General features: G+C 55.1%; 26 protein-coding genes. 13 read left to right on the forward strand and 13 right to left on the reverse strand.

The features are described 5' to 3' along the window. The first annotated feature begins 74 nt into the window (after positions 1–74). The 8 genes from ACI0FG_RS08660 (at position 75) to rfbD (ending at position 5,899) form a co-directional block, all read left to right on the forward strand. Positions 75–461 carry a winged helix-turn-helix domain-containing protein gene (locus ACI0FG_RS08660; RefSeq protein ID WP_419788138.1) on the forward strand — a complete coding sequence of 129 codons (387 nt, stop codon included), beginning with the start codon at positions 75–77 and terminating at the stop codon, positions 459–461. A 57-nt stretch (positions 462–518) separates the two neighbouring features. Continuing rightward, positions 519–1,346 (forward strand): substrate-binding domain-containing protein, encoded by an 828-nt coding sequence (locus ACI0FG_RS08665; protein WP_419788139.1) that lies wholly within the window; start codon positions 519–521, stop codon positions 1,344–1,346. Between the two features lie 53 nt (positions 1,347–1,399). Further along, positions 1,400–2,095, forward strand: a complete 696-nt coding sequence (locus ACI0FG_RS08670; protein WP_419788140.1) for an ABC transporter permease — start codon at positions 1,400–1,402, stop codon at positions 2,093–2,095. Then, positions 2,092–2,742, forward strand: coding sequence for an energy-coupling factor ABC transporter ATP-binding protein (locus ACI0FG_RS08675; protein ID WP_419788141.1), 651 nt, complete (start codon positions 2,092–2,094; stop codon positions 2,740–2,742). Before ACI0FG_RS08670 ends, ACI0FG_RS08675 begins: the two co-directional genes overlap by 4 nt. A 20-nt stretch (positions 2,743–2,762) precedes the next feature. After that, on the forward strand, positions 2,763–3,470 hold the full coding sequence (locus ACI0FG_RS08680) for a molybdopterin-guanine dinucleotide biosynthesis protein MobB (RefSeq protein ID WP_419788142.1): 708 nt from the start codon (positions 2,763–2,765) through the stop codon (positions 3,468–3,470). A gap of 3 nt (positions 3,471–3,473) precedes the next feature. Further along, positions 3,474–3,923 carry a tRNA (cytidine(34)-2'-O)-methyltransferase gene (locus tag ACI0FG_RS08685; RefSeq protein WP_419788143.1) on the forward strand — a complete coding sequence of 150 codons (450 nt, stop codon included), beginning with the start codon at positions 3,474–3,476 and terminating at the stop codon, positions 3,921–3,923. A gap of 78 nt (positions 3,924–4,001) precedes the next feature. Further along, positions 4,002–5,021, forward strand: a complete 1,020-nt coding sequence (rfbB, locus tag ACI0FG_RS08690) for a dTDP-glucose 4,6-dehydratase (RefSeq protein WP_419788144.1) — start codon at positions 4,002–4,004, stop codon at positions 5,019–5,021. Then, positions 5,018–5,899: a dTDP-4-dehydrorhamnose reductase gene (gene rfbD, locus ACI0FG_RS08695; RefSeq protein ID WP_419788145.1), complete on the forward strand. Its 882-nt coding sequence runs from the start codon at positions 5,018–5,020 to the stop codon at positions 5,897–5,899. Before rfbB ends, rfbD begins: the two co-directional genes overlap by 4 nt. Here the strand turns inward: rfbD and ACI0FG_RS08700 are convergent. Beyond that, on the reverse strand, positions 5,889–8,567 hold the full coding sequence (locus ACI0FG_RS08700; RefSeq protein ID WP_419788146.1) for a SulP family inorganic anion transporter: 2,679 nt from the start codon (positions 8,565–8,567) through the stop codon (positions 5,889–5,891). The genes rfbD and ACI0FG_RS08700 overlap by 11 nt on opposite strands. Before the next feature lie 276 nt (positions 8,568–8,843). On the opposite strand from ACI0FG_RS08700, the gene ACI0FG_RS08705 reads away from it, so the two are divergent. Then, a complete protein-coding gene (locus ACI0FG_RS08705) occupies positions 8,844–9,752 on the forward strand; it encodes a glycosyltransferase (protein ID WP_419788147.1) in 909 nt (302 codons plus the stop codon). A gap of 57 nt (positions 9,753–9,809) precedes the next feature. Here the strand turns inward: ACI0FG_RS08705 and ACI0FG_RS08710 are convergent, their stop codons facing one another. The 5 genes from ACI0FG_RS08710 to ACI0FG_RS08730 form a co-directional block, all read right to left on the reverse strand. After that, entirely contained in the window at positions 9,810–10,754 is a 945-nt protein-coding gene (locus ACI0FG_RS08710) for an aminotransferase class IV (RefSeq protein ID WP_419788148.1), read from the reverse strand. A 12-nt stretch (positions 10,755–10,766) separates the two neighbouring features. Continuing rightward, positions 10,767–11,792 carry an aspartate-semialdehyde dehydrogenase gene (locus ACI0FG_RS08715; RefSeq protein WP_419788149.1) on the reverse strand — a complete coding sequence of 342 codons (1,026 nt, stop codon included), beginning with the start codon at positions 11,790–11,792 and terminating at the stop codon, positions 10,767–10,769. Positions 11,793–11,812: 20 nt separating this feature from the next. Next, positions 11,813–12,685 (reverse strand): methylenetetrahydrofolate reductase, encoded by an 873-nt coding sequence (locus ACI0FG_RS08720; RefSeq protein ID WP_419788150.1) that lies wholly within the window; start codon positions 12,683–12,685, stop codon positions 11,813–11,815. Between the two features lie 130 nt (positions 12,686–12,815). Continuing rightward, a complete protein-coding gene (gene mutT, locus ACI0FG_RS08725; protein WP_419788151.1) occupies positions 12,816–13,202 on the reverse strand; it encodes an 8-oxo-dGTP diphosphatase MutT in 387 nt (128 codons plus the stop codon). Beyond that, entirely contained in the window at positions 13,199–15,175 is a 1,977-nt protein-coding gene (locus ACI0FG_RS08730; RefSeq protein ID WP_419788152.1) for an ABC-F family ATP-binding cassette domain-containing protein, read from the reverse strand. The genes mutT and ACI0FG_RS08730 overlap by 4 nt, the downstream gene beginning before the upstream one ends. Before the next feature lie 106 nt (positions 15,176–15,281). Here ACI0FG_RS08730 and ACI0FG_RS08735 point away from each other — a divergent pair, with 106 nt between their 5' ends. From ACI0FG_RS08735 to ACI0FG_RS08745, 3 genes are all read left to right on the forward strand, one after another. Beyond that, positions 15,282–15,533 carry a GIY-YIG nuclease family protein gene (locus ACI0FG_RS08735; RefSeq protein WP_419788153.1) on the forward strand — a complete coding sequence of 84 codons (252 nt, stop codon included), beginning with the start codon at positions 15,282–15,284 and terminating at the stop codon, positions 15,531–15,533. Positions 15,534–15,661: 128 nt separating this feature from the next. After that, positions 15,662–15,889: a hypothetical protein gene (locus ACI0FG_RS08740; RefSeq protein WP_419788154.1), complete on the forward strand. Its 228-nt coding sequence runs from the start codon at positions 15,662–15,664 to the stop codon at positions 15,887–15,889. A gap of 3 nt (positions 15,890–15,892) precedes the next feature. Then, positions 15,893–16,366, forward strand: coding sequence for a hypothetical protein (locus ACI0FG_RS08745; protein ID WP_419788155.1), 474 nt, complete (start codon positions 15,893–15,895; stop codon positions 16,364–16,366). 94 nt (positions 16,367–16,460) lie between these two features. On the opposite strand, the gene leuB is transcribed toward ACI0FG_RS08745, so the two are convergent. From leuB to ACI0FG_RS08775, 6 genes are all read right to left on the reverse strand, one after another. Beyond that, on the reverse strand, positions 16,461–17,528 hold the full coding sequence (gene leuB / locus ACI0FG_RS08750; protein WP_419788156.1) for a 3-isopropylmalate dehydrogenase: 1,068 nt from the start codon (positions 17,526–17,528) through the stop codon (positions 16,461–16,463). 22 nt (positions 17,529–17,550) lie between these two features. Next, positions 17,551–18,042 (reverse strand): 3-isopropylmalate dehydratase small subunit, encoded by a 492-nt coding sequence (locus tag ACI0FG_RS08755; protein ID WP_419788157.1) that lies wholly within the window; start codon positions 18,040–18,042, stop codon positions 17,551–17,553. Between the two features lie 15 nt (positions 18,043–18,057). After that, complete coding sequence (leuC, locus tag ACI0FG_RS08760) at positions 18,058–19,317, reverse strand: 3-isopropylmalate dehydratase large subunit (protein ID WP_419788158.1); 1,260 nt, start codon at positions 19,315–19,317, stop codon at positions 18,058–18,060. Positions 19,318–19,320: 3 nt separating this feature from the next. Further along, positions 19,321–20,856 carry a 2-isopropylmalate synthase gene (locus ACI0FG_RS08765; protein WP_419788159.1) on the reverse strand — a complete coding sequence of 512 codons (1,536 nt, stop codon included), beginning with the start codon at positions 20,854–20,856 and terminating at the stop codon, positions 19,321–19,323. Between the two features lie 138 nt (positions 20,857–20,994). Continuing rightward, positions 20,995–21,759: a CDP-diacylglycerol--serine O-phosphatidyltransferase gene (gene pssA, locus ACI0FG_RS08770; protein WP_419788160.1), complete on the reverse strand. Its 765-nt coding sequence runs from the start codon at positions 21,757–21,759 to the stop codon at positions 20,995–20,997. Positions 21,760–21,790: 31 nt separating this feature from the next. Continuing rightward, a complete protein-coding gene (locus ACI0FG_RS08775) occupies positions 21,791–22,438 on the reverse strand; it encodes a phosphatidylserine decarboxylase family protein (protein ID WP_419788161.1) in 648 nt (215 codons plus the stop codon). 190 nt (positions 22,439–22,628) lie between these two features. On the opposite strand from ACI0FG_RS08775, the gene ACI0FG_RS08780 reads away from it, so the two are divergent. Further along, positions 22,629–23,495 (forward strand): EamA family transporter, encoded by an 867-nt coding sequence (locus ACI0FG_RS08780; protein ID WP_419788162.1) that lies wholly within the window; start codon positions 22,629–22,631, stop codon positions 23,493–23,495. A gap of 50 nt (positions 23,496–23,545) precedes the next feature. On the opposite strand, the gene ACI0FG_RS08785 is transcribed toward ACI0FG_RS08780, so the two are convergent. Further along, positions 23,546–24,502, reverse strand: a complete 957-nt coding sequence (locus tag ACI0FG_RS08785) for a hypothetical protein (RefSeq protein ID WP_419788163.1) — start codon at positions 24,500–24,502, stop codon at positions 23,546–23,548. Positions 24,503–24,754 lie beyond the last annotated feature (252 nt).

Consider the following 24,754-nt stretch of genomic DNA (forward strand, 5'->3'; position numbering starts at 1 on the left):
TCCCCCTATTCGGCAGATAATGGGAATAGTGATAGATTCATTTTCCATCTCACGCTTCAACCTACTGAAATATTATGACTGACAAAAATTCGGCCATCCTGCGTTTGCGCGTCTGGATTGAACAGGAAGAGGAAACATACATCGGCATCGGCAGCACGCTGTTGCTGCAATATGTGGAAAAGCTTGGCTCTCTCCGTCAGGCGGCGGCGAGTCTGGGCATGTCCTACCGCCGGGCATGGGGCAAGCTAAAAAAAGCGGAAGAGCGGATCGGGAAACCCCTGGTGGAAAAGACCAAAGGAATGGGGCAACGGTTCAACCTTACTCCCACGGGAAAAGATCTCATGGAAAAATTTCTGACCTTCTACCTTGATGTGGAAGAGTACGCCACCCAGCGCGCCTCCGAAATGCTCGACATGAATGTCAGCAAATCAGGAGAGTTTTATCGGGATGACACAGAATAGATTTTTCTGATACAAAACGCCCATCAACAAAGTATCTGTCCATCAAAGGAGGAACCGATGAGACGTGTTTACCTGATCCTGATGAGCCTTGCACTCATGCTCGCCTTGGTGATTTCCGCCCAGGCTGGGCCTGTTCTGAAAATGGCCACCACCACCAGCACCGACAACACCGGACTGCTCGGCGAATATATCGTCCCGCAGTTCAAAAAAGACACGGGCATTGAGATCCAGTACGTCGCCAAGGGGACCGGCGCGTCGCTCAAGATGGCCGAGGACTGCAACGTGGATGTCGTTCTTGTCCACGCCCCCGCAGCCGAACAGGCCTATGTGGACAAAGGGGTCCTCGTGGACCGTACCGAAGTCATGTACAACGACTTCGTCATTATCGGACCCGAGTCCGATCCTGCCGGAATCAAGGGCATGTCCGTCACCGACGCACTGAAGACCATTGCCGCCAAGAAGGCCCCCTTCATCAGCCGCGGAGACAACTCCGGCACCCACAAGAAGGAGCTCTTCCTCTGGAAGTCCGCCGGAATGACCGTGCCCGACAAGGAGTCCTGGTATGTGTCCGGCGGCCAGAAGATGATCGCCACCATCATCATGGCCGAGGAGAAAAACGGCTATACCATGACCGACCGCGGCACCTACATCAAGTATGCCGACACCAAGGGTGGCAACCCCGCTCTGAAAGTTCTGGTGGAAGGCGACAAAGTCCTCTTCAACCAGTACTCTGTCCTGGCCGTCAATCCCAAATACTGCAAGGATGCCCAGTATGAGCTGGCCAAGACGTTCACTGCCTGGATGGTCTCCCCTGCGGTTCAGAAGGCCATCGGCAACTTCAAGTTGCTCGGCAAGCCCCTCTTCATTCCAAACGCCAAGAAGTAATCACACCAGCCTGCCGGGGGAAGGCGAGCCTTCCCCCGGTTTTCAGGAGCCCCATGGACTACATCCTGCACGGCTTTTTCCAAGGGTTTGTTCTGCTTTTCACCGGCAACGACGAAACCTACTCCGCCATCTGGGCCACAATATACTCCTCTACGCTGTCCATGTCGGCCAGTCTGCTCATTGGCGTTCCACTCGGCTTTTTCCTCGGATATCATGAATTTCGCGGCAAGAAGGTTGTCCGTACCATCGTGGACACCCTGCTTTCCTTTCCCACAGTGGTCATAGGCCTTGTCGCCTATGCCATGCTTACCCGAAACGGCCCCCTCGGCTCCACCGGTCTGCTTTTTACCATCCCCGGCATGGCCATGGGGCAAACCATTCTCGGACTGCCCATCATCATCGCCATGACAGCCAACGCGGTGGAGACGTTGGACAAACGCCTGCCGCAAACATTGCTCACACTGGGAGCCGACAGGCGGCAGATGCTCTGGGCCTCGGTGGTGGAAGCCCGTTTCGCCATTATCCTCTCGGCCATGGCAGCCTATGGGCGCATCGTTTCCGAGGTCGGAATATCCATGATGGTCGGCGGCAACATCAAATGGCACACCAGAACCATAACCACGGCCATTGCCCTGGAAACCGGCAAAGGCGAATTCGCCCTGGGCATCGCCCTGGGGATGGTGCTCTTGGCCGTGGCACTGATCGTGAACATCGTCGCCGCTGGACTCAAGCGGAGGGCTCGGCAGTGAGCGAATTCCTCCACTTGCAAGGCATTACCCAGTCCTACTCGGGTAGAACCGTCCTCAATATACCAGAACTGACACTGTCCCCAGGTGAAATACTAGGCTTGGCCGGTCCCAACGGCTCCGGCAAATCCACTCTGCTCAGGATGCTGGCCCAACTGGAAAAGCCCACATCCGGATCGTTGCAATTCCTTGGACGCCCTGTTGAAGACAACAACACGGTATCCCGTAGGCAAGTGACCTTGCTGACGCAGGAGCCCTACCTGCTCAAACGCACGGTTTTTGCCAACGTGGCATACGGAATGAGAGTGCGAGGGCAGGAAAATATTCAGGCCCGGGTACATGAGGCTCTTTTACAGGTCGGGCTTTCGCCGGACGCATTTGCCTCACGGCATTGGTTTGAGTTGTCCGGCGGTGAAACACAGCGAGTAGCTCTGGCTGCCCGGCTCGTCCTTCGGCCCAAGTTGCTGCTTCTGGATGAGCCTACCGCCAGCCTGGACAGCGAGAGTGCCACACTCATTCGTCAGGCCGTACTGGAGGCGCGAGATCGCGACCACACCGCAATGATCATTGCCAGTCACGACATGCCGTGGTTAAATGGCGTCAGCGATCGTATCGTGCACATGGATCACGGCAAACTGGTCGAAGGCTAACACTTATTCGGAGGCACCCCATGAAGGCCGTAGCTATCGTCGGACCCAAAAACTCCGGCAAGACCACTCTCGTCCTCAAACTGGCCAAGGAATTCAAATCTCGCGGTCTGACGGTATCCGCCGCAAAATTCAGCCACAGCGGATTTCACTGGGCGGAAACGGATACAGCCAAATACGCCAAGGTGTGCGATACCGTTGCCGGTTTCAGCCCCACAGAGACTTTTGTGCAGTGGACGCAGCACCGCTTCCTGCCCGACCTGCTCCCGCTGCTCACCTCGGACATACTCATTGTGGAGGGAGGAAAGCCCCTCGGTTTTCTGCCCCGCATTCTCTGCCTGCGCGGCGACCTTTCCCAAGGTCTGGACTGGCTCTCGCCCGATCTGGCCATCGCCACCCAGGGTGAACAAAGCCTGCCGGATGTCCCGGCCCCGGCGACTATCCCTGAACTGGCGGACATCGCATTTGAAAAGGGCTTCTTTCTTCCCGGCATGGACTGCGGCACCTGCGGACGCCCGGACTGCCGCACGCTTGCTGCGGAGATCGTTCGTGGCGTTGTCGGTCCCGAAGCCTGTCTGGCCAACAACAATTCCATCTCCGTTGACATCAACGGCGCACCCGTCGGCATGAAACCCTTTGTGGAAGATATCATTTCCGCGTCCATCCGGGAGATGCTCCGCACGCTCAAGGGCTATGCACCGGGCAAGGCAACCATAAAAATCGACGTGTAACTCATGCGCATTGTTCTCTATGAGCCGGAAATTCCACCCAATACCGGCAATATCGCCCGTCTTTGTGCGGCGACCAAAACACCGCTGCACCTTATCGAACCGCTGGGGTTCTCGGTTGACGACAAACACCTGAAACGTGCCGGCCTGGATTACTGGCCTCATGTTGACGTCACCATCCACCCCAACTTTGAAGACTTCCTGACCCGCGTGGCACCGCCACGCCTTGTTCTGGCTTCCACCAAGGTATCCACGCCCTACCATCATTTTAAATTCCGGCCGGATGACGCCATTGTCATGGGGCCGGAGACGCGCGGGTTGCCCCTGGATCAAATGGAAGAATACCAGGCTCGGGTTCGCATCCCAATGGTCGGAGAAGTCCGAAGCCTGAACCTTTCCACGTCAACGGGAATCATACTCTATGAGGCCCTGCGCCAGACCGGCGGCCTGGACTAGGGACCACCTTGTCTTTTTTCCTGTCGCCCTGTATGTTTTTATCCACTTGAAACAACCTCAATCAAAGCATGTAACCATATGAATTTACTTGTAACCGGCGGCTGCGGTTTCATCGGCACCAATTTTATTCGCCGTGTGCTAAGTCGCCATCCGGACTGGTCCGTCACCAATTTGGACAAACTCACCTACGCGGGCAACCGGCTGAACCTCCTTGACCTGGAAGAGAATGAACCGCGCTATAACTTTGTTCAGGGTGATATTTGCGACCGCGCCACGATAATGGATGTGCTGGCGGATCACGCCATTGATGCCGTTGTCAATTTCGCGGCCGAATCCCACGTTGACCGGTCCATCGACGACCCGTCCCCCTTTGTTGCAACCAATGTTCAGGGCGCGCAGAACCTGCTGGAATGTGCCAGACAACGCAAGGTAGGTCGCTTCGTCCATATCTCGACAGATGAGGTCTATGGCACACTGGGGCCCACGGGCAGCTTCAAGGAAACAACCCCGTTGGCACCGAACTCGCCCTACTCGGCAAGCAAAGCTGGGGCCGACCTCATGTGCCGCGCCTATTTCGAGACCTATGGATTTCCCGTGCTGGTTACCCGCTGTTCCAACAACTACGGCCCCTATCAGTTCCCGGAAAAACTTATTCCGCTCATGTTCATGAACGCCAAGTCCGATAAGCCGCTGCCCGTATACGGTGACGGACTCAACGTGCGGGACTGGATTTATGTGGACGATCACTGCCAGGGCGTGGAACTTGTCCTGCTCAAAGGACGCGAGGGGCAGGCGTATAACTTCGGCGGCAAGGCGGAAGAGACCAATATGAACGTGGTCAAAACCCTCCTTTCCATTCTGGGAAAACCCGAGTCTCTCATCACGCACATTACCGACCGCCCGGGACACGACAAGCGTTACGCAATGGATTTTTCACTGGCCGAAAAGGAATTGGGATTTGCGCCTACTGTTGACTTCGCCACCGGCCTGCGCAAGACGCTGGAGTGGTATGAAGCCAACACCGAATGGCTAGGTCAGATTCAAAGCGGAGAATATCGCACCTTCATGAACCGTTGGTATGAGGAGCGCACCCGATGAACCTGCCCGGACTCCGCGTCATGGTGCTAGGCGGAAAGACAGGCATGCTGGGCCAGTCCCTGGTCAAGTCACTTGCCGAAGCTGGAGCCGTTCCCATCCCCTATTCCAGCAAGGACGCGGATATCCTTGATCCTCACCGCATAAGCCAACTTATAGACAGTACGGCACCGGCCCTGCTGATCAATGCCGCAGCATATACACAGGTGGATCTGGCTGAAGACGAGGAAGAAAAGGCCTTTGCGCTCAACGCCACGGCACCGCCACTCCTGGCGGCGGAAGCTGCCAAACGGGACATTCCCTTCATTCACTACAGCACGGATTTTGTCTTTAAAGGTGACAAACGCACCCCTTACACCGAACTAGATGAAACCGGGGCATTCTCTGTTTACGGCATCAGTAAAACGGACGGTGAACGCAATCTGCTTAAGCTGGGGTACGACAAGACGCTGATCATCCGCATTTCCTGGCTTTTCGGCCCCGGCCGGCTCAATTTCGTAAAAAAGATGCTGGAATTGGCGAGTTCACGAGACTCTTTGTCCGTAGTGGACGACCAGACGGGTTCCCCTTCCTATGCCCCGGATATTGCCGAGAACACCCTCCGGCTCATCGAGCATGAGGCTACCGGCATTTACCATCTGGCCAATTCGGGCGAGACAACATGGTGCCGCCTGGCCCGTGCGGCCATAGAACTTGCAAAGATCGACTGTAAGGTGGAAGCTATTCCCTCTCGCGACTTTCCCACAAAGGCGGTACGTCCGACCTATTCCGTGTTGGACACCACCCACTTTACCCGCGCCACCGGGGTCACACCGCGCCATTGGCGGGAAGCATTGAAGGAGTATGTCCCCATAGCCCTCAAAGAGGATGCTAGGTCATAAGATCACGGACCTTGATGTTTGCATCCAAAAGCCGGTCCGACATCATATTGATAAGGTAACGGTTCACCGCCGTGGCCAACATGGGCGCACGCCGCTCCACCGCCGCCAGCTTCTCTCGCGTGATGCAGTACAGTACGCATTTTTCGGCAGCCCGCACCGAAGCTGAACGCGGCGCATTGGTATACAGTCCCATCTCGCCGAACACCGCCCCCGGGCCGACCTTCTTGAGGCGGAGCAACTTGCCGCCCTCCAGCTCCAGTTCCACATCCAGACGCCCCGACTCGACAAAATACATGGAGTCGGAAAGATCTCCCTGGCGGAAAGCCACCTCGCCCCTGCGCAACTCCACCCGCTTGAGAATTTTCATCAAAGCGGGAATATACTTGGGTTCCGGGAAAACAGGCCGAAGCAATTCACCCAACTTCATGGAACGGATTTCAAGCATATCCTCGGAATCAAGAATCTTGTTTTCACACCATTCCAACGCAAAATCGAGGTTGAAGAAGACCTTGAATTGTCCTTCGCCTTCCCCAACGCATCCCATGCTCTCCAAATGATTTTCCAACTCCAGAGGGGCACTGGTAATGACGATATCCACCCCGTAATCACTCATGATGCCAAGCAGCTTTTCGAAACCGATGCCACACGCAGAGGCGAATCCGTTCACTAGGCGAAAGTCCAAAAGCAGGAAACGAACCGGCAGCTTGTCCCTGTCGTCTAGGCGAGCTCTAATGTCCGTAATCAGCCGTTGCATGGAACCGAGGGAAAGGAATCCCTGTAACCGCAGTATATGGATGTGATCGCCAACTTCCTTGAGCGTCCGCTGCTGCGCGGCGGCCCGGTCCACATTGCTGCGATGATTGGCCCCGGAAAGTACGTTGCGAACAGAACCGATTCGGCTGTTTCGCCCCACCGTTGTCAGCAACGCAAGCACGATACCGAGTGCCAGTCCCTCTGTCAGGCCGAGAAAAACCGTCGTCAGAAAAGTCAACCACAGCAACCAGAAGTCATCCCGGCGGGTAAAGGCGGAGCGGGCTTTGAACATCCAATCCCGTATAAGATCCAGCCCGGCATAAACAAGCAGTCCCTCAAAGACAAATCTGGGAACAAACGGCAGGATGTACCCGGAGAAGACCAAACCGGCTGCGCAGATCAATCCGGTCAGAAAAACGGAAAGGGAGCCTCTGCCTCCGGAAGCGTAATTGCCAACACTGCGTCCATATGAAACAGCGACCGGCATTCCCCCACACACCCCGGAGATCATATTGATGACCCCAAGGGAGCGATATTCACGGCTCAGGTCCACTTCATGGCCTCTGAGCAGCTCCAACCGAGTGACCCGGTACATCACGGTTAATACGATCAGTGCGGCAAGCGATCCGATGAACGTACCGTTATCTTTGATTACATCCCAACGAATGGCTGAGTAATCAAAACGGACGACATCCAATGGGAAATGGATAAAGCCGCCAGCCAAACCGGGCAGCGGAGCCGCCAGCGACTTCACCGCCGGGTTTACTCCCCAGGCATCGGCCCCAAACCCGGCCCCGGCGGCAACGATTATGATCGCCAACAAAAAGAGTGAATGCTTATACCTGGATAAGGCAAAAAAAAGGACAAATCCGAATACGAGACTCGGCCCAAGCGTGAACGCTGCGTTCTGGACATCGAACCGGGCCACCCCCTCGCGAACGGCGGTAACTGCACTGCTCCAGGAAAGTGGCAGCCCTGTACCCCAATCCAACATCCCAATCAAAATGAATACGCCTATCCCGCCAATGACTCCGCCAATGATTTGGAGCGGGATATACCGAACCAACTCTCCCAGCTTCAACCGGCCAAGCAGCCAGATGGCCACGCCGACCAAAACTGCGGTAAGCATGAGGCCCGTCAGGAGGGTCACCAACACGGTCTCGGGAGAAAAACCGGCCATATCTTTGGAGATATTACCTATAAAAAAGAGGAGAACCACTGTGGTCACGGACTCTGGGCCAGTCAGGGCAAAAGGAATCCGGGAACGGAGAGGATAAAGCAGACAACCGGCAACAGAACCTATCAAGGCGGCGTTCAAGGCATAGGGCAAAAGCAGATCGGAGGAATCCTGACTGGCGACGAGCACGGCCAGGGAGACGGCAAAAAAGAAAGCCAACAAGCCGGAAACCAGACCGCCGAAAAGATTGAGCGCAATTCCGCCTTCCAGAAAACCTCGGCCCTCCTCCTGGAGGTCCTTGTCGTCAAGCCCTGTTTCGTGAAGCGTCCCACCTTCAAAATCATCATCCCAAACCTGCGGCTCACGAGAGTCGGCAAGATCGCTGACATCAATATCATCTTCTGTGATCTCGGGGATATTCTCTTCCGCAGGGATTTCAGCACCACAAGAGGGGCAAGTTCCTGTCTCGCCATCCGAAAGGACAGCGCCGCAGGAATTACAAATAGTGTCGTCACTCTCATAGACGGGATCGGCCATATCCTGATCCAGATTAATCGGCTGGACCGTCTCCGCCGGAGACTCCGCCTCTTTCTCCAGGACTTCGGGAGCCGCAGTCTCCTCTCCGTCCTCGACAATGAGTACGCTATGCCCGCACTGTGGGCATTTGGCCTTTTTCCCGGTCAGGGAGCCGGGAACTTCCCGTTGATATCCGCAGGAATCGCACTTGAAAACAGCCACGTCAGCACCACCATATCCGATTCAGGATGGGCCGGTCCGCACCGTATGGAACCAACCGGCATTCTACTTGTCTTTTGCACTACATACGTGAACAAAGTCTCCTTCGCAAGAGAAGGCGATAAAATCACCGTTTCCACCTTTTTATAAAAAAATGACCCAACACTCTAAAGTTTTCAATTAATGAGCCGATAACAAGGGCACGAGTAAGGTAAAATATGCACAAGGATCGTGCATAGAATTTTGACAAGATGGATTATCCCATGGAAGGGGCCGACAATGACCTATACCAGTCATGTCTCCATAATCGTTTCCGACTTGGAAGCACATCCCAGCATGCCGCGTCTGATGCAATCCATTGCGCGCCAGTCCACCGGACTGGAATGCGTGGAGATTGTCGTCGCCGGGCACGAGCCGCACCCTGAATCCACTCTTTCCGCCTGGCGAGCCATCACCGACAGCGATGATATTACCCTGCTCACCCTGGACCGCGAAGCGACCCCATCCAGGGCCCGTAATGCCGCCGTTGCGGCCACAACGGGTGATCTGCTCCTTTTTCTCCGTCCCGATTACCGGATTGACCCCAAGTACCTGATCACAGCCCTCCCTCTTTTCGAAAACAATCCTGATGTGGATATTCTGTATCCGGATTATATTCGCCTGGCACCCAAGCGTGCCTCATCCGGACAATCAGGTCTGGTACAGCTTCCCGATTTTGACGAGCATCTTTTGCAGGCACAGAATTTCATCGGCCCCGCCGTCATGGTCCGCCGCGAGGCATGGGACGACACGGTCGGATTCCGAGACAACACTGTGTACCGCGACTGGGATATGTGGGTGCAGTTGGCCGCTACCGGGCATGGTTTCTTCCATGTAAATTACCCGCTCGCGTCCTGCGAGCATGCCAAGATCACGTTCCGGGAAAGAGCCGAGGATGGACGCCGCAAGGCCATGCTGGTCATTAACAATCAGTCCTTCTTCCACATGCACACTGTCCGGTGGGCCCTCTCCTACCTCAGAGGGAATGCCTGGGCGCAGGCGGGAAGATTCATGACCATACCGAGCCCCATCGAGGTAACAAGAATGATACAGGAACACGCCATGCATACGATGGGAACGGATGTCCTTACCCGGGAAGCAATCCGCCAGTTTGAGAACTCCCCCCAATCCATCGAAGCCAGAAACTAGCCCATAAAAAAAGGCCGTCCCTCAAGGGACGGCCTTTTTTATTTGGTAATACAACTATTACAAAGCAACTCCGTTTTCACGGATATCCTTTCTGATCAATTCACGCATTCTGACGGCGACCGGCCCCGGCCGCACATCATGAATGGGCTTTCCGTTAAAGCGAACCACGGAAATGGCGTCGCCGGTAGTCCCGACAATGATGACTTCCTTGGCCAGATAGATGTCTTCCTCGGTGATGGAACGGAAAGTGACTGAAGGCATCTCGTCCTTGATCAGATCCACTGCCCGCATCAACGTGGTTCCGGCCAGTGCATTGGTGAATTCCGGGATGATGAGATGCCCGTCCTGATTCACGATACACACATTTTCCGTAGCCCCTTCAGCCAGGCAATCATTCCTGTCAAAACAGAGCGGGAAGTCGTATCCCTTCTCCTGCGCCTCATGCTTCATGAGTACGTTGGGCAGGTAATCGATGGACTTGATGGTCGCCAGATAGGACTGCTTTGCCGGAATGGACGTCTTGAACGCCGTGGCACCCTGTTCGTAAAAGGAAGCCTTGGGCGGATGCAGATTCGTCGCAACAATGTACAGGCTCGTCTCCGGGCACTCGGACGGATATACACCGAATCCTCCGGGACCACGCCCCAAAAAGATACGCAGCATACCTGATTCCTGTCCGCCTGCACGGCAAACTTCCAGCACGAGGTCACGCAATTCTTCAAAAGAACAGGGCGGTGTCAGAAAGATTGCCGACGAGGAACGCTTCATGCGCGCCAAGTGTGGATCAAGCTGATAGAGCCGCCCGTCCACGAATTTCATAGCCTCGAACACACCATCGCCACGGTGGACCAAATGGTCATCCCACGGCATGAGCATCAGCTCAGGATCCTTGCAGATCATGCCGACACGGTGCTCGTAAAAGGTCTGAATCTCCGACGCTCCCGGCCGCTCGACGCCAAGCATGGCCGAGAGATAAGTCTCCCTGTCCGCTATCTTTGCCATTTCCAGGCCCCCCTAGGGAACGCGCAGCATGTTGCGCTGAATCAGCGTCTCGGCAATCTGCACGGTATTCAAGGCCGCACCCTTACGAATGTTGTCCGAGACGATCCACATGTTTATGCCGTTCTCGATGGTCTCGTCCTCGCGAATGCGACCGACGAAGGTCTCATCGAGACCGGCGCTATTGATGGCCATGGGGTAAATCTTCTTTTCGGGATAATCCTCAACCACCACACCGGGAGCCTTGGCCAGCATGGCGCGAACATCGTCAGCCGTAAGCTTCAGTTCGGTCTCAATGTTCAAGGATTCGCTGTGGCTGTAGAACACGGGAACGCGGACACAGGTAGCCGTGACCTTGATGGACGGGTCACCCATGATCTTGATGGTCTCGTTGACCATCTTCATCTCTTCCTTGGTGTAGCCGTTGTCCATGAACACATCGATCTGCGGCAGGCAGTTGAAACCGATCTGGTGCGGATAGACGTCCGCGACGACGGGCTGACCGGACATAAGGCGACGGACCTGATTCTCCAGTTCCTCGATACCCTTCTGGCCGGTACCGGATACCGCCTGATAGGTGGAGACGACCACGCGCTTGATCCGGGCTTCATCATGAATGGGCTTGAGGGCAACCATCATCTGGATGGTGGAGCAATTCGGGTTGGCGATAATGCCCTTGTGCCAGTCCAGATCATGAGGGTTGACCTCGGGAACCACCAGCGGGCACTCATCGTTCATGCGCCAGGCAGAGGAGTTGTCCACGACAACGCATCCAGCCTTTACAGCAGAGGGAGCGAAGCGCTCGGAGGTTCCGCCACCGGCGGAAAACAACGCCAGATCAACGCCTTCGAAGGCATCGTCGGTCAACTCGACGACGGGCAGTTCCTCATCACGAAACGGCACGAGCTTGCCGACGCTGCGGGCGGAAGCCATGGGAATGACCTTCTCGCAAGGGAAATCACGCTGCTCCAGGACCTTCAACATCTCGCGACCGACGGCACCGGTTGCGCCGCAAACAGCCACTACGGGATTCTTGCTCATTTCTTAATACCCCAGAAAAATTATATGTTCAGATTCTTGCCGATTTCCAGACAGGCCTCGGCGCGGTTGAGCGTATACAGATGTACGCCTGGCGCGCCTCCCTCAATGAGTTCCCTTGCCTGTTTGGTAGCGTAGTCGATGCCGAGTTTGTACACGGCTTCGTCACCACCCTCCGCATGCGCCGCTTCCAGGGCGCTCAGGTATTTTCCGGGGATCGCTGCGCCGCACATGCCGATGACGAACTTTGCGGATTTCAGCGACAGAATGGGCAGGATACCCGGAATGACCGGTGCGTCGGCTCCCATGGCTTTCAGCCGGTCTTTATAGTCAAAGTACAAACGGTTATCGAAAAACAGCTGGGTAACCAGAAAACCGGCTCCCATTTCCACTTTCAACCGAACCATCTCGATATCGGATTGAATGCTCGGAGACTCCGGGTGCGGTTCAGGATAGGCTGCTCCTCCCACACAGAGTTCCGGGTAGCTCTTGCCGATGAACTCTATTACATCGGTGGCGTGGCGAAACTCCTGGGTGTTGAAGTCGAAATCCTCCACACCTCTGGGGGCATCACCGCGCAGGGCCAGGACATTATCGATATCCGCCTTACGCAATGCACGCAAAAAAGCATCCAATTTTTCGGAAGACGCCCCCACGCTGGTCAGATGTACCACCGGCTCCAGACCAAAGTCGTGTTTGAGCCGAGTGGCGATCTCCAGGGTGTTATCCTGTGTGCTGCCACCGGCACCGTAGGTGACGGAGGCAAAAAGCGGATCAAGCGCTTTCAGCTTGCCCACGACTTCAAAAAAGCCGGGCCAAGCGTCCCGTTCCTTGGGCGGAAAGAACTCCATCGATAGAAATGGAGACTTCTCTTTTATCAAATCACAAACTTGCAAAACAATTCTCCTGAAAAATCAGAATACCCCGCTCTCTTTACAGATAACGGGCAAGTGCCCTCTCATACGCTTCTTTTACTCAACCTTCAATGATGAAATAGCAACTATGGCCCGGAAACCCTTGGCGGGCCTAGCCATGCAGAGCTGCGACAATGGGAGCGTCGGCAGGAAGGAAGTTGAGAGAGGTAGGTTCGGCCGGATTTACCCAAACCCATTTTTGTTTTTCAACAGCAGTCAATTTACCAGAATAACTATGAATATGGAAAAAATGCAGCCGCACACTGAATGTATCGTACGTATGTTCCAAATCCCGCCAAGACTCAAACTGCAAGGGCGTTATCGCCAGCTCTTCCTGCAATTCACGCACGAGGGCCTGTTCCCGAGTCTCACCCGGCTCTATCTTCCCGCCCGGGAATTCCCACCAACCGGCCATGGATCTTCCCTCCGGCCTCTCAACAGCCAAATATCGACCATCTCGCCAGATGATTCCGGCAACTACGTCGAGCTCGTTATTCATTCTTCGGCTCCAACGGCGGCAGTCATCTTTTCCATTTTCTCTTCCAACTCGGCCATGCGGTGCATGAGATTTTCCGCCCACTCGCTCACTTCCTGATAGCTGGCATTGAGCTTGAGGGCCTCTTCGGGTTTCTCATAGGTCGCGGGATCGTTCATCCTGGCTTCCAGCCCGGCCTGCTCGTCCAGCGCCTTTTCCAACTCCCCTTCCAACTTCTCATAATCCTTTTTCAAAGGCTTGAGCTGACGATAAAGCCGGTTGCGCTCCTCAGCTTGGCGGCGCTTTTCTTCCTTGCTGACCCGGCGCGGTTCAGCAGGCTCCGATGTTTCTTCAACTACCGGACGACTGGCAACAAGAGCCTCTGCCTTCTGCTTTGCATGGAATTCCTCAAACCCGCACATGAATTGGTCAATGCCGTTTTCATCAAGCGACCAGACCTCTTCTGCCACATTGTTCAACAGATACCTATCGTGGGCCACGAAAAAGAGCGTCCCCTCATAATCCTGAAGCGCACGCACAAGCCCTTCGCGCGTCTCAATATCCAGATGGTTGGTCGGTTCATCCAAAATCAACAGATTGGCGCGGGCAAGAAACAGTGTTGCAAGCAGCAAACGGCTTTTCTCACCGCCGGAAAGCCCCCGCACCGGACGATCGAAGTATGGTTCGCCAAGCAGGAAAAGGCCAAGCACGCCCATCACCTGCTCCTCGGTCAGCTTGGGATCGGACAACCGGCGAATTTCCCCAAGGACCGTATTGTCCAGATTCAAAATCTCATGCTGGTGCTGGCTGAAATATCCAACCTTGGTATTGGGGCCGATCTGAACATGCCCATGAGAGGGCTTCAACTGGCCCATGATCACCTTGAGCAGCGTGGACTTGCCCATGCCGTTGGGCGCGGCCAGCGCGATCTTGCGTCCGCGATAAACCTGAAAGTCGAGCCGGGGCCAAATTTGCCGCCCGCCCGGGTATGCGAACTCCAGCTCCACGGCAGCCACCGCCACCTTATCGCCCCGATGTGGTTCCGGCAGCCGAAAACTCAGGCTTCGTCCTCTGTGGGAACTGGCCTGAACTTCCTTGATCTGATCCAATTCCTTCTGGAGCTTCTCCACCTTCTTCAGCTTGGATTGAGCCTGGGCCGCCTTGCGCGCCTTAACGCGAAACTTATCGATATACTTATTTTCGTTATCGATTCTTGCAGATATCTTGGCGGCCTCACGTCGCCTTTGTTCGATATTCTCCGCATCCCAGACCAAAAATTCATCCCAGTTGCCCCGCCGAAAAACAGGCTTGCCCGCACCAAGAAAGAGCACATGCGTGCCAACACGGTTCAGAAACACACGGTCGTGTGCCACAAAGGCCAGCGTTCCCCTGAAATTCAGCAGGTACTCCTCCAACCATTCCACGGCCTCAAGGTCCAGATGGTTGGTGGGTTCATCCAGAAGCAGAATATCCGCGCCCTGTAAAAGGACACGCGCCAGCTTGGCCCGCTCACGCCATCCGCCCGAGAGCTTGCCCAATGTCTTGAACAAATCATCTTCGTGAAACCCGAGGCCGGAAAGTATGGTACGCGCCTTATGCTCCGGATTGTAGCCGTAGAGCGACTCGAAACGGGCCTGACGATGGGAGAGCTTCTCAATGCGCACTTGATCTTCGGCTGCAACGGCTCGCTCCCATTCTTCCCAGAACTCATTCCAGGAAGGCAATGCGGAGAGCACCCAGGTAAGCAGTTGCTGTGCAAGGATTTCCTCAGTCATTTCCTGGGCCACATACCCTACCTGCGCGCCCTTTGTCAGGGTCACCTGCCCTTCCTCAGGCTCCACGCGTCCGGCCAGGACTTTGAGCAAGGTGGATTTACCACACCCGTTCGGCCCGGTCAGAGCCAGACGCATACCCGGGACGACTTCCATGGAAACGCCGGAAAAAATGGTTTCACCACCATAGGACTTGGACAGATTCTGTACAGTAATTCGTGACATGCGGTGCGGGAACTCCTTGAAAAATGCACAGCAGAGATATAATGTCATCGGCCAATATGCAAGCCTCCCCTTTTGACCGCCGGGCACAAGACGGATAGGATGCCCCATGTCCTGCTGGCACGTCTATCTCCTGCGTTGCGCTGATGATTCCCTCTACTGTGGGATTACCAATAATCTCCCCCGCCGTCTGAAGCAGCACAACGCGGGAACCGCCTCAAAATACACTCGTTCCAGAATTCCGGTTCGACTTGAAACTTCAGTCGAAGTTGCCTGCAAGAGCGATGCGCTGAGGCTGGAACTGAAAGTCAAAGGCATGAGGCGCGACCAAAAAATCCCATTTCTTCTCTCCTGCATCTGAACTCACGGATGATCTCTTGGCACAACAGCAGACAACCCGTTGCTTTTGTGCCAATTTCTCTCTATAGTTAAGAGTAATAGTCAATCGAGTCCGCAACCGCACGCATAAACAGGGACGGCAAGACTTACATGGATCAAAGCTCATTGTATCTCATTCTGGCATTGACCATTTTTGTCTTCATGGCGGTGCTATTGATCCACCACCATAATTGTATGGATCAGGTTAAGCGGAAGCAGGGGAAGGTTGACGGCATTACCAACCAATTGACTCCTCGCATTGCAATCCTTGAAAAGGAAATTGCGGAACTCAAGGCAAAGAATGAAGAGCTGGACGCGGAAATCTCAACACTCCAGTAAACTATGCTCATCTTCATCCTCATACTCGCAGCAGCCATCATAATTGTAATTGCAATTCACCACTCCATTTCAATGGAGAGCATCATACGGATCAACGAGCTCGAAGGAGAAAAGCAACGTATCGTCTCCAAGTATGAATTCCTCCGCACACAAAAGGAGGAACTGGACCACGAGTTGGCAGAAAAGGAGCACCGGTTGGCAACGCTGCGTAACAGCGGAGACGGAATCAAAACCGGCGCTTCCGTTGAATTGCCCGATGATGACGAGCCAAAAGACTCCACGGGAAAAACAAGTAATTACCTTATTAGAAAAGGACTTATCTCACTGGAGCAAAGTGAAAAGGCCATGGGTAAGATGAAAACACTCGGTATGGATTTCCTGAGTACCTGCTTAACCCTCGGATATATAGACCTTGATGCGGCCAAAGCGACGAGCAAGGCGACAAAGATCACCAACGAACGCATCAAGAAACATTGAGCGGCTTCATTTCATTATTTTAAACAGACAGGCACAATAAAGAAAGGCCACGTCGTGAGACGTGGCCTTTCACATTCATATTTATTGGCAAAGGCTACATGTTCGCCAGAACGGCATCGCCCATGGCAACGCAACCCACAGGCTTGCAACCATCGCGCATGATATCGCCGGTACGCAAGCCCTGCTCCAGAGTCTTCTTCACTGCATTCTCGATGCAGTCGGCCTCCTCCGGCATGTTGAAGGCGTGACGCAGCATCATGGACACGGAAAGGATGGTAGCCAGCGGATTGGCTTTGTCCTGCCCGGCAATGTCCGGCGCGGAACCGTGGATCGGCTCATACAGGCCCGGGTTGGACGCGCCCAGGGACGCCGACGGCAACATACCGATGGAACCGGTGATGGCTGCGGCCTCATCCGAGAGGATATCACCGAACAGGTTGCTGGTGACGATGACGTCGAACTGGGAGGGATCGCGCACCAACTGCATGGCGGCGTTATCCACATACAGATGGGACAATTCCACATCCGCATAGTTCTTGTGTTCGTCAATGACGACCTCGCGCCAGACGCGGGACACATCCAGAACATTGGCCTTGTCCACGGAGCAGACACGACCGGACCGCTTGCGGGCGGTCTCAAAGGCCAGACGGGCAATGCGGCGAATCTCGTGCTCACGATAAACCATGGTGTTCAGGCCGAAACGTTCGCCGTCCTTTTCACCATCAAAACGAGGTTCACCAAAATAGATGCCGCCGGTCAGTTCGCGCACGACCATGACATCCAGCCCCTTGGCCACGATATCGGGACGCAGGTAGCAGGCGTCGGCCAGCTGCGGGAAAAGCGTGGCGGGACGGAGGTTGGCAAACAATCCGAGGGCCTTGCGGATTCCGAGCAGTCCTTTTTCCGGACGAATGGCCGGGTCCAGGGTGTCCCACTTGGGACCACCGACCGCGCCAAGCAGTACGGCGTCGCTGTCCTGGCACTTGACCACGGTCTCGTCCGGCAGCGGAACGCCGGTCGCATCAATGGCGCAACCGCCGAGCAACGCTTCCTCGGTCTCGAAGACGCAGTTGTATTTTTCGCCAACTTTTTCCAACACACGCAGAGCCTGCGTCACGATCTCCCGGCCGATGCCGTCACCGGGCAATACACAAATCTTCATGAGCTATCTCCGTTTGATGGCGCTAGGCCAGTTTCTTTCGGGCATATTCGACCAGACCGCCCGCATTCAGGATTTCCTGCATGAACGGGGGAACCGGTGCGGCCTGAACAGTCTCGCCGGTGGTCAGATTCTTGATGGCGCCGGAAGCGGTATCCACTTCGATGTCGTCACCGTCGCTGAACTTGGTAACGTCGTCGCCGATCTCCAGCAGCACCAGCCCCATGTTGAAGCCGTTGCGGTAGAAGATGCGGGCAAAGGACTTGGCGATAACCACCGGAATTCCGGCACCGAGAATGGCGATGGGAGCATGTTCGCGCGAAGAGCCACAGCCGAAGTTCTCACCAGCAACCATAACGTCGTTGGCTTTGACGCGGCTAACCCAGCCTGCCTCCAATCCTTCCATGCAGTTGGCTCCCAATTCCTTGGTGTCGGTCGTCACCAGGAAACGGGCCGGGATGATGGCGTCGGTATCTATGTGGTCGCCCACCTTGTGAGCGGTTCCATGAACATTCATTGTCGTCGCCTCCTACTACAGCTTGGCGGGGTTGATAATCTCACCGGCCACGGCGCTGGCAGCGGCCACGGCGGGGTTGGACAGAAATACCTCGGATTCCAGAGAGCCCATGCGGCCCTTGAAGTTCCGGTTGGTCGTGGAAATGGCGCGTTCGCCACCAGCCAGGATGCCCATGTGGCCACCCAGACACGGACCGCAAGTCGGAGGACCGACTATACAGCCGCTGTCCATGAAAATTTCCATCAGGCCTTCCTTCATGCACTGCTTCCAGATGGAAGGAGTGGCGGGCAGGATGATGCACCGGACCTTCGGGTTGACCTTGCGTCCCTTCAAAATAGCGGCGGCCTCACGCATGTCCTCGATACGGCCGTTGGTACAGGAACCGATAACGGCCTGATGGACCTTGAGGCCGGCGGTTTCGTCCACGGGCTTCACGTTCTCGGGCAGATGCGGACAGGCAACCTGCGGCTGCATACCGGTAACGTCGATGTCCAGCACTTGCTCGTACTCGGCGTCGGCATCGGCGGTCATCAATTCACCGCCCTTGTAACCGGCAGCCTTGGCATACTCCATGGTCTTGGCGTCCACCGGGAACAGGCCGACCTTGCCCCCAGCCTCGATAGCCATGTTGGCAATGGTCATCCGACCTTCGATGGACATGTTGTCCACAACTTCTCCGCCGTACTCCAGGGCTTTGTACAGTGCACCGGCAACGCCGAGGCGACCGATCTGATTGAGGACGTAATCCTTGGCACCGACAAAGGGACCGGGCGTACCGGTCAGATTCACGCGGATAGTCGGCGGAACCTTGAACCAAGTCTCGCCCAGGGCCATGGCAGCACCGATGTCGGTAGAGCCCATGCCCGTGGCAAAAGCACCCAAGCCGCCATATGTGCAGGTATGGGAATCCGCACCAATGACCACATCGCCGGGACCGACAATGCCCTTCTCGGGCAACAGGGCGTGTTCCACGCCGACTTCGCCGCACTCATAGTAGTGCGTTACACCCTTTGCCTCGGCAAAGTCGCGGACAACCTTGACCTGCTCGGCGGAATCAATGTCCTTATTCGGAGTGAAGTGGTCGCAAACCAGGGCGACCTTATCCTGATCAAAGACCTTCTTGGCACCCATGGCATTAAAGGCCTTGATGGCCAGAGGGGCGGTGATGTCGTTGGCCAGGACTATGGAGACGCGGCACTGGACGATCTGCCCCGGCCCCTCGACCTCCTGGTCCGTATGCTTCTGCAATATTTTTTCAGCTAAGGTTCGACCCATCGTCTACTTCTCCTCTTTGGCTTTTTCCAATCGGTTCAATGCGTTGATCATAGCCAATGCGCTAGCGCGAACAACGTCGCCATCATTGGCGCGGCCCACGGCCTTGACTCCTTGGTCTTCAATACGAACGGCCACGCCCGCCAGGGCATCCGAGCCCTCGGTTACGGCGTTGACCGAATAAGATTCCAATTTCGGGGTAACCCCCACCAGGGAGTAAATGGACTTGAACACGGCGTCAACAGAACCTTCACCGAATTCGCTGGTTCTCCTGATTTCGACGTCCTCTCCCTCATGTCCAAACTCCATGACCGTTGCCGCGTGCGGCGGCACATTTCCGGTCCCGGAGAATACGGACATGCCTATCAGACGGAAGCGATCAAGGCGGCGGTATACCTTCTCCAAAATCAATGCTTCCACATCCTCATCGTGGACCTGCTCCTTCTTGTCTGCCAATTCCTTTACGGCCTTGAAAAGGATTTCGATCTGAGATTCATCCAGAGTATACCCAAGCTCCTCGGCCTTTTTGCGAACGGCATGAGAGCCGGAATGTTTGCCGATGACAATGTCATTGCTGGTCCGCCCGATGGATGCGGGGGTCATTATCTCGTAGGTCAGGCGGTTCTTGATAACCCCATCCTGATGCACGCCGGACTCATGAGCAAAGGCGTTTGCGCCCACAATGGCCTTGTTGGGCGGAATGGGCATACCGATAATCTGCGAGAGGCGACGGCAGGACGGGAAGAGCTGCTCCGTATTGATGCCGGTCTCCACACCGTACATCTCATGGCGGGTATTCAATGCCATGACCAGATCTTCCAGAGCGGCATTGCCTGCCCGCTCGCCGATGCCGAGCACGGTGCACTCCACCTGGCGAGCTCCGGCACGTACGGCCGCCAAAGTATTGGCTACGGCCGATCCCAGGTCGTTGTGACAATGGACCGAGATCATGGCGTCACCCAGGTTCTTCACATTGTCCAACACGTATTTAATCATTTCATAATATTCCAGAGGCTGGGCATAGCCCACCGTGTCCGGAAGGTTTACCACGCAGGCTCCGGCGTCGATGGCGATCTGCGTAATGTCAACCAGGAAGTCCCAGTCGGACCGGGAGGCATCCTCGGCAGAGAACTCGACGTTGTCCGTATACTGATGGGCATGGCTCACGGCCTTCTTGACCATCTCCCGAACCTCGTCGGCAGTCTTACCCAACTTGTGCTTCATATGGATTTCGCTGGTGGCCAGGAAAGTATGGATGCGCGGATTCTTCGCGTCCTTCACGGCCTCCCAGCAGCGATCGATGTCCTTAATGACAGCCCGGCACAGACCGGCAACCTGAACATCGCCAACCGCCGCGGCAATGGCCTGGACAGCCTCGAAATCCCCCTGGCTTGCAATGGGAAATCCTGCTTCAATGATATCCACGCCCAAGGCTTCCAGCTGATGAGCCATGCGGATTTTCTCATCCAAATTCATGGTCGCGCCGGGCGACTGCTCACCATCTCTCAAGGTGGTATCAAATACATAAACTCTCTCTGCCATGGTATCCTCCGAAGGTTTCTCCCTGTTACAGGGGTATGGTCATAATTGGATGCAAAAGTATAGAACAAGCATTCGCACGCAATGAGCGCACGGCTTGCTGGGGGTCAGTACGACGTACCATTATGGGATGAGGAAAAACTAACCTAGCTCTTCGCTGGACTTATCCCGTAGTAGTCGCTTGTTTCTGCGGGATAGTAGGAAAAGAGTATAGAGCGGTCCGGAAATGAGGTAGCCCAGGAAAATGATGAAACCCAACACCTTCGGGCGGGATGCGACCAGGGAAAAGACCAGGATCGCGGTGACCATCCAGCTAAAGGGATGGGCCTTGAAGGCGCTGATTTCCTTGAAAGAATAGAACCGAATAGAGCTGACCATGAAAAAGGACAGCACATAGACCAACACCAAGGTGCAGATCGGCAATGCGGAATGAATGAAGTGTTCCGGGATGTACTGCGTAAAGAGAACCAGCGTAGCCAGAGTGCACGCCGCGGCCGGGATGGGCAGTCCCACAAAATGCTTCTTGGAACTGGTGGCGGCCTGAACATTGAACCGGGCCAGACGCAATGCGCCACAGGCCAGGAACAAAAACGCCGCCATCAGGCCGAGGCGGCCGAAGTCGTGCAGCATCCACAAATAAACCATGGTGCCGGGTACAACGCCGAAAGCCACCAAGTCGGCCAGGGAGTCCAACTGAACGCCGAATTCACTGGTGGCACCCGTAATGCGCGCCACCTTGCCGTCCAGTCCGTCAAATACGCAACTCCCCAAAATGCACAGGGAGCAGGTAACAAAGTCGCCCTTGATGGCCCACGTCAAACCCAAAAAGCCGAGAAACAAGCTGGCGGTAGTCAGCAAGTTCGGCAACAGGTAGACGCTTTTATGACGAGGCAACTTTTTTCCCATAACTATTTGGTATTATGACACTCTGTTACAATCAGGCGCCACGTTTTTCCGCCAAGGCGGTTTCTCCGGCGATGACCTTCTGACCAACACCGACAAGAGGAGCATAACCATCCGGCATATAAAGGTCAACTCTCGAACCGAACTTGATCAAACCGAACCGCTCCCCCCGCTTCAGTTTGTCGCCGGGTTCCGCCCAACAAACGATGCGCCGAGCGATGAGGCCTGCAATCTGAATGACGGTAAACCGCTGATTTCCCTTGCCTGTAATCACCAGGGCATTGCGTTCGTTGTCCTTGCTTGCCTTGTCGAAGGAAGCATTGAAGAACTTACCGGGAATATAGCGGACCAGTTCAACTTTACCGGAAACAGGCATACGATTCACATGCACATTGAACACGTTCATGAAAATGGCGATGACCTGTCTCTCGTCGCCCGTCACGGGATCAATCTCCCGACTGACCTTGATAACTTTCCCATCGGCAGGAGAACAAACAGCCTCGGCATCCTCCGGCCCCACCCGCTCGGGATCGCGAAAGAAATGGCCGGTGAACAGCGTAAGGGCGAGGCAGATCACGGCCATGGGCCAGCAACCTATGACTGCGAAAACCAGCGTAACAAACGCTGCTATGATAATATAGGGCACCCCTTCCAGGGCGATGCCGACGGACGGCTTGAGCATATTGACCGGCTCCTTTTTTTTGAAGGCTCTACCTTTGCGCGGGACAAATCGCAAGCTTGTTGTTACAGGAATTCCGGCACATCGTATATACAGTTGTCCGAACAAGTTCTTATGTTAATGATATGATCGTAACAGCGTAATCGAAATATTCTTGATATAATCAAGACAATCTTTCACGGAATTCCAACAAATGATCTGGCTGACACTTTCTTTGGGAGCCGCCTTCTTCATGGCTTCCGGGGCCGCTTACATGAAGCGGTTCTTTTCTGATGTTTCACCTTGGGAGATGGGGCTCATTCCGGCATTCTATGCCAGCCCCTTCTGCCTGCTGGCACTTTTTTTTGTGGATATCCCCAAGCTCGGTCCTAACTTTTTTCCTATAATATTCTGGCTTACCCCGCTTTTCGCCGTATCCTTTCTGCTCCACTACCGGGCGGTAGGCCTGTCTCCGCTTTCTCTCACCATGCCTTTTTTGAGCTTTACTCCGGTCTTCGTCATCCTGACGGGCAACCTGCTGCTGCATGAACATATCGGCACAGGAGGTGTAATCGGCATTCTGCTCGTGGTCGCGGGCGGCTATGTGCTCAATCTTGATAGCGTTCGAGACGGAGTTCTTGGCCCTATCCGTGCCATATTTCGAGAGCCTGGCTCTGCCCTGATGCTGCTGGTGGCTGCCATCTACAGCCTCACCTCTGTCGGTGGCAAAATGCTCATCCTCCAATCCTCCCCGCTTTTTGCGGCACTGATCATCTTTGGCGCGCTCGGTCCACTGCTTGGGGCGGTTCTCTGGATGCTGGGTAAAGTGGATATGCGGATCGTCTTCCGTCGGCCACTACTCGGACTGGGCGCGGGGCTGATCGTCTTTGGAGACGTCATCTGCCACAACCTCGCAATTTCCATGATCAACGCTGCCTACATGGTGGCACTCAAGCGCATGGCAGGAATCTTCTCGGTCATCTTCGGCCGGGTCCTTTTCAATGAGAAAGGAATTCTTTTCCGGTTGATCGGCACAGCCATCATGACCATCGGGGCAGCCGTCATCGTTATTTGGGGATAAAAAAAGCCCGACGATGCCGGGCTTTAATAATTTCCAAGAACTATGGCTGATCACTCCAAATAACGTACGAAATCAGCTCCGAGTTTGTGCATGGGCAGCAGTGCCCCCTCCAGAATAAGCCCCTGGGGTACAAACTCGGCGTTCAGATACTCGGCTGGAACCTGAAATCCATTTTCCCTGGAAAGTATCACCGAGGCATTGTCCAACCGGCTGTGAGCGATGATTCCTTCCGGAAAATATTCGGCGTCCTTTGCCTCATCGCCGACCGAGGCATAAAAGGCCCGATACTTGTCGAAGAAGTTGTCCACCCGCAGCAGGGATTGAATCCCGGCGACGGTCTCGTTGGCCACATACTGGATTGCACGCCCCCGCAACAGGCCGTAGGCATCGGGCCGAGCTGGGTCGGCCAGCATGAGGCTGCCGGCTCCAAGACTACGGACCAGGTCGTGGGTTCGCTCCCCCGCCAGCATGTCCACCTGGAATCCATACGTCTGAACATCTCCAAAACCGCAGCGCCGGGCATGTATCTGCTCGGCCAGGAGTAGAATGCCGGTCCCCACTCCGATGTCTACCCCGACAAAAGGACCGCCCGTGGATGTCAGCAACCCCGAACCGCCTATCACCGTTCGCATGATATGAGCTGCGCGGGAAGCATCCGCCAGGACCCGCAGCACTGGCGACCACAACCGGAGCCGATTCATGATCTCAATATCATCCGCAGGTTCGTTCAGGGATTGGTGTCGGGAAAAGAGCTCATAAAGTCCGGCTATTTCGCCATAAGGCACCTCATCGGCATGAGCCCCCTCATTCACATAGGCGAAAAAGAATTTCACCGCGACATTGAGCAGTTCGCTATCCTGCACCTCATGATCAGGATCACAAAGCTGCTCGATATCGGAAACCAACGAACCCGATGAATAGAAATCGGGTGCAATCCCCGTTTCATGCCAGCAGGAAGCAGCTGTAAAGTTACGGGCCTGCATCCCTGCGGCGGTCAGTGGTGACATACCGACTGCTTTGGGTGCGGTGTCTCTCCCTCCCGCAAAGCGCCTGTTGTATGTATGAGTCATGTGCGTCGTTTGGTTAGAGTTGGGCAAAGATTGCCGTTCCCTTCCCCTTGTGCACGGAGTGTACCGGATCAGTCCAAAATCGAACGGGAAAACAAATTCAGTAGAAAAATATTTATATTCCGCAATCCGGCGCCTTCCCTGCCCAAGGCTCCCAAGACTGGAATTCTAAACTACGATGCGGTTAGCGCC

It is taken from the genome of Pseudodesulfovibrio sp. 7M6 (assembly GCF_050058625.1).
GTDB classification, from domain to species: Bacteria; Desulfobacterota; Desulfovibrionia; order Desulfovibrionales; family Desulfovibrionaceae; genus Pseudodesulfovibrio; species Pseudodesulfovibrio salinus.

Coding starts and splice junctions, on each gene's coding strand:
- ACI0FG_RS08740 (WP_419788154.1), top strand. CDS start 15,662: ATGGATCAAAGCTCATTGTATCTCATTCTGGCATTGACCATTTTTGTC.
- ACI0FG_RS08755 (WP_419788157.1), bottom strand. CDS start 18,042: ATGAATGTTCATGGAACCGCTCACAAGGTGGGCGACCACATAGATACC.
- leuC (WP_419788158.1), bottom strand. CDS start 19,317: ATGGGTCGAACCTTAGCTGAAAAAATATTGCAGAAGCATACGGACCAG.
- ACI0FG_RS08735 (WP_419788153.1), top strand. CDS start 15,282: ATGTCCTGCTGGCACGTCTATCTCCTGCGTTGCGCTGATGATTCCCTC.
- ACI0FG_RS08665 (WP_419788139.1), top strand. CDS start 519: ATGAGACGTGTTTACCTGATCCTGATGAGCCTTGCACTCATGCTCGCC.
- ACI0FG_RS08785 (WP_419788163.1), bottom strand. CDS start 24,502: ATGTCACCACTGACCGCCGCAGGGATGCAGGCCCGTAACTTTACAGCT.
- rfbB (WP_419788144.1), top strand. CDS start 4,002: ATGAATTTACTTGTAACCGGCGGCTGCGGTTTCATCGGCACCAATTTT.
- pssA (WP_419788160.1), bottom strand. CDS start 21,759: ATGGGAAAAAAGTTGCCTCGTCATAAAAGCGTCTACCTGTTGCCGAAC.
- ACI0FG_RS08660 (WP_419788138.1), top strand. CDS start 75: ATGACTGACAAAAATTCGGCCATCCTGCGTTTGCGCGTCTGGATTGAA.
- ACI0FG_RS08730 (WP_419788152.1), bottom strand. CDS start 15,175: ATGTCACGAATTACTGTACAGAATCTGTCCAAGTCCTATGGTGGTGAA.
- ACI0FG_RS08680 (WP_419788142.1), top strand. CDS start 2,763: ATGAAGGCCGTAGCTATCGTCGGACCCAAAAACTCCGGCAAGACCACT.
- ACI0FG_RS08780 (WP_419788162.1), top strand. CDS start 22,629: ATGATCTGGCTGACACTTTCTTTGGGAGCCGCCTTCTTCATGGCTTCC.
- ACI0FG_RS08705 (WP_419788147.1), top strand. CDS start 8,844: ATGACCTATACCAGTCATGTCTCCATAATCGTTTCCGACTTGGAAGCA.
- ACI0FG_RS08685 (WP_419788143.1), top strand. CDS start 3,474: ATGCGCATTGTTCTCTATGAGCCGGAAATTCCACCCAATACCGGCAAT.
- leuB (WP_419788156.1), bottom strand. CDS start 17,528: ATGAAGATTTGTGTATTGCCCGGTGACGGCATCGGCCGGGAGATCGTG.
- rfbD (WP_419788145.1), top strand. CDS start 5,018: ATGAACCTGCCCGGACTCCGCGTCATGGTGCTAGGCGGAAAGACAGGC.
- ACI0FG_RS08715 (WP_419788149.1), bottom strand. CDS start 11,792: ATGAGCAAGAATCCCGTAGTGGCTGTTTGCGGCGCAACCGGTGCCGTC.
- ACI0FG_RS08745 (WP_419788155.1), top strand. CDS start 15,893: ATGCTCATCTTCATCCTCATACTCGCAGCAGCCATCATAATTGTAATT.
- ACI0FG_RS08765 (WP_419788159.1), bottom strand. CDS start 20,856: ATGGCAGAGAGAGTTTATGTATTTGATACCACCTTGAGAGATGGTGAG.
- mutT (WP_419788151.1), bottom strand. CDS start 13,202: ATGAATAACGAGCTCGACGTAGTTGCCGGAATCATCTGGCGAGATGGT.
- ACI0FG_RS08775 (WP_419788161.1), bottom strand. CDS start 22,438: ATGCTCAAGCCGTCCGTCGGCATCGCCCTGGAAGGGGTGCCCTATATT.
- ACI0FG_RS08710 (WP_419788148.1), bottom strand. CDS start 10,754: ATGGCAAAGATAGCGGACAGGGAGACTTATCTCTCGGCCATGCTTGGC.
- ACI0FG_RS08670 (WP_419788140.1), top strand. CDS start 1,400: ATGGACTACATCCTGCACGGCTTTTTCCAAGGGTTTGTTCTGCTTTTC.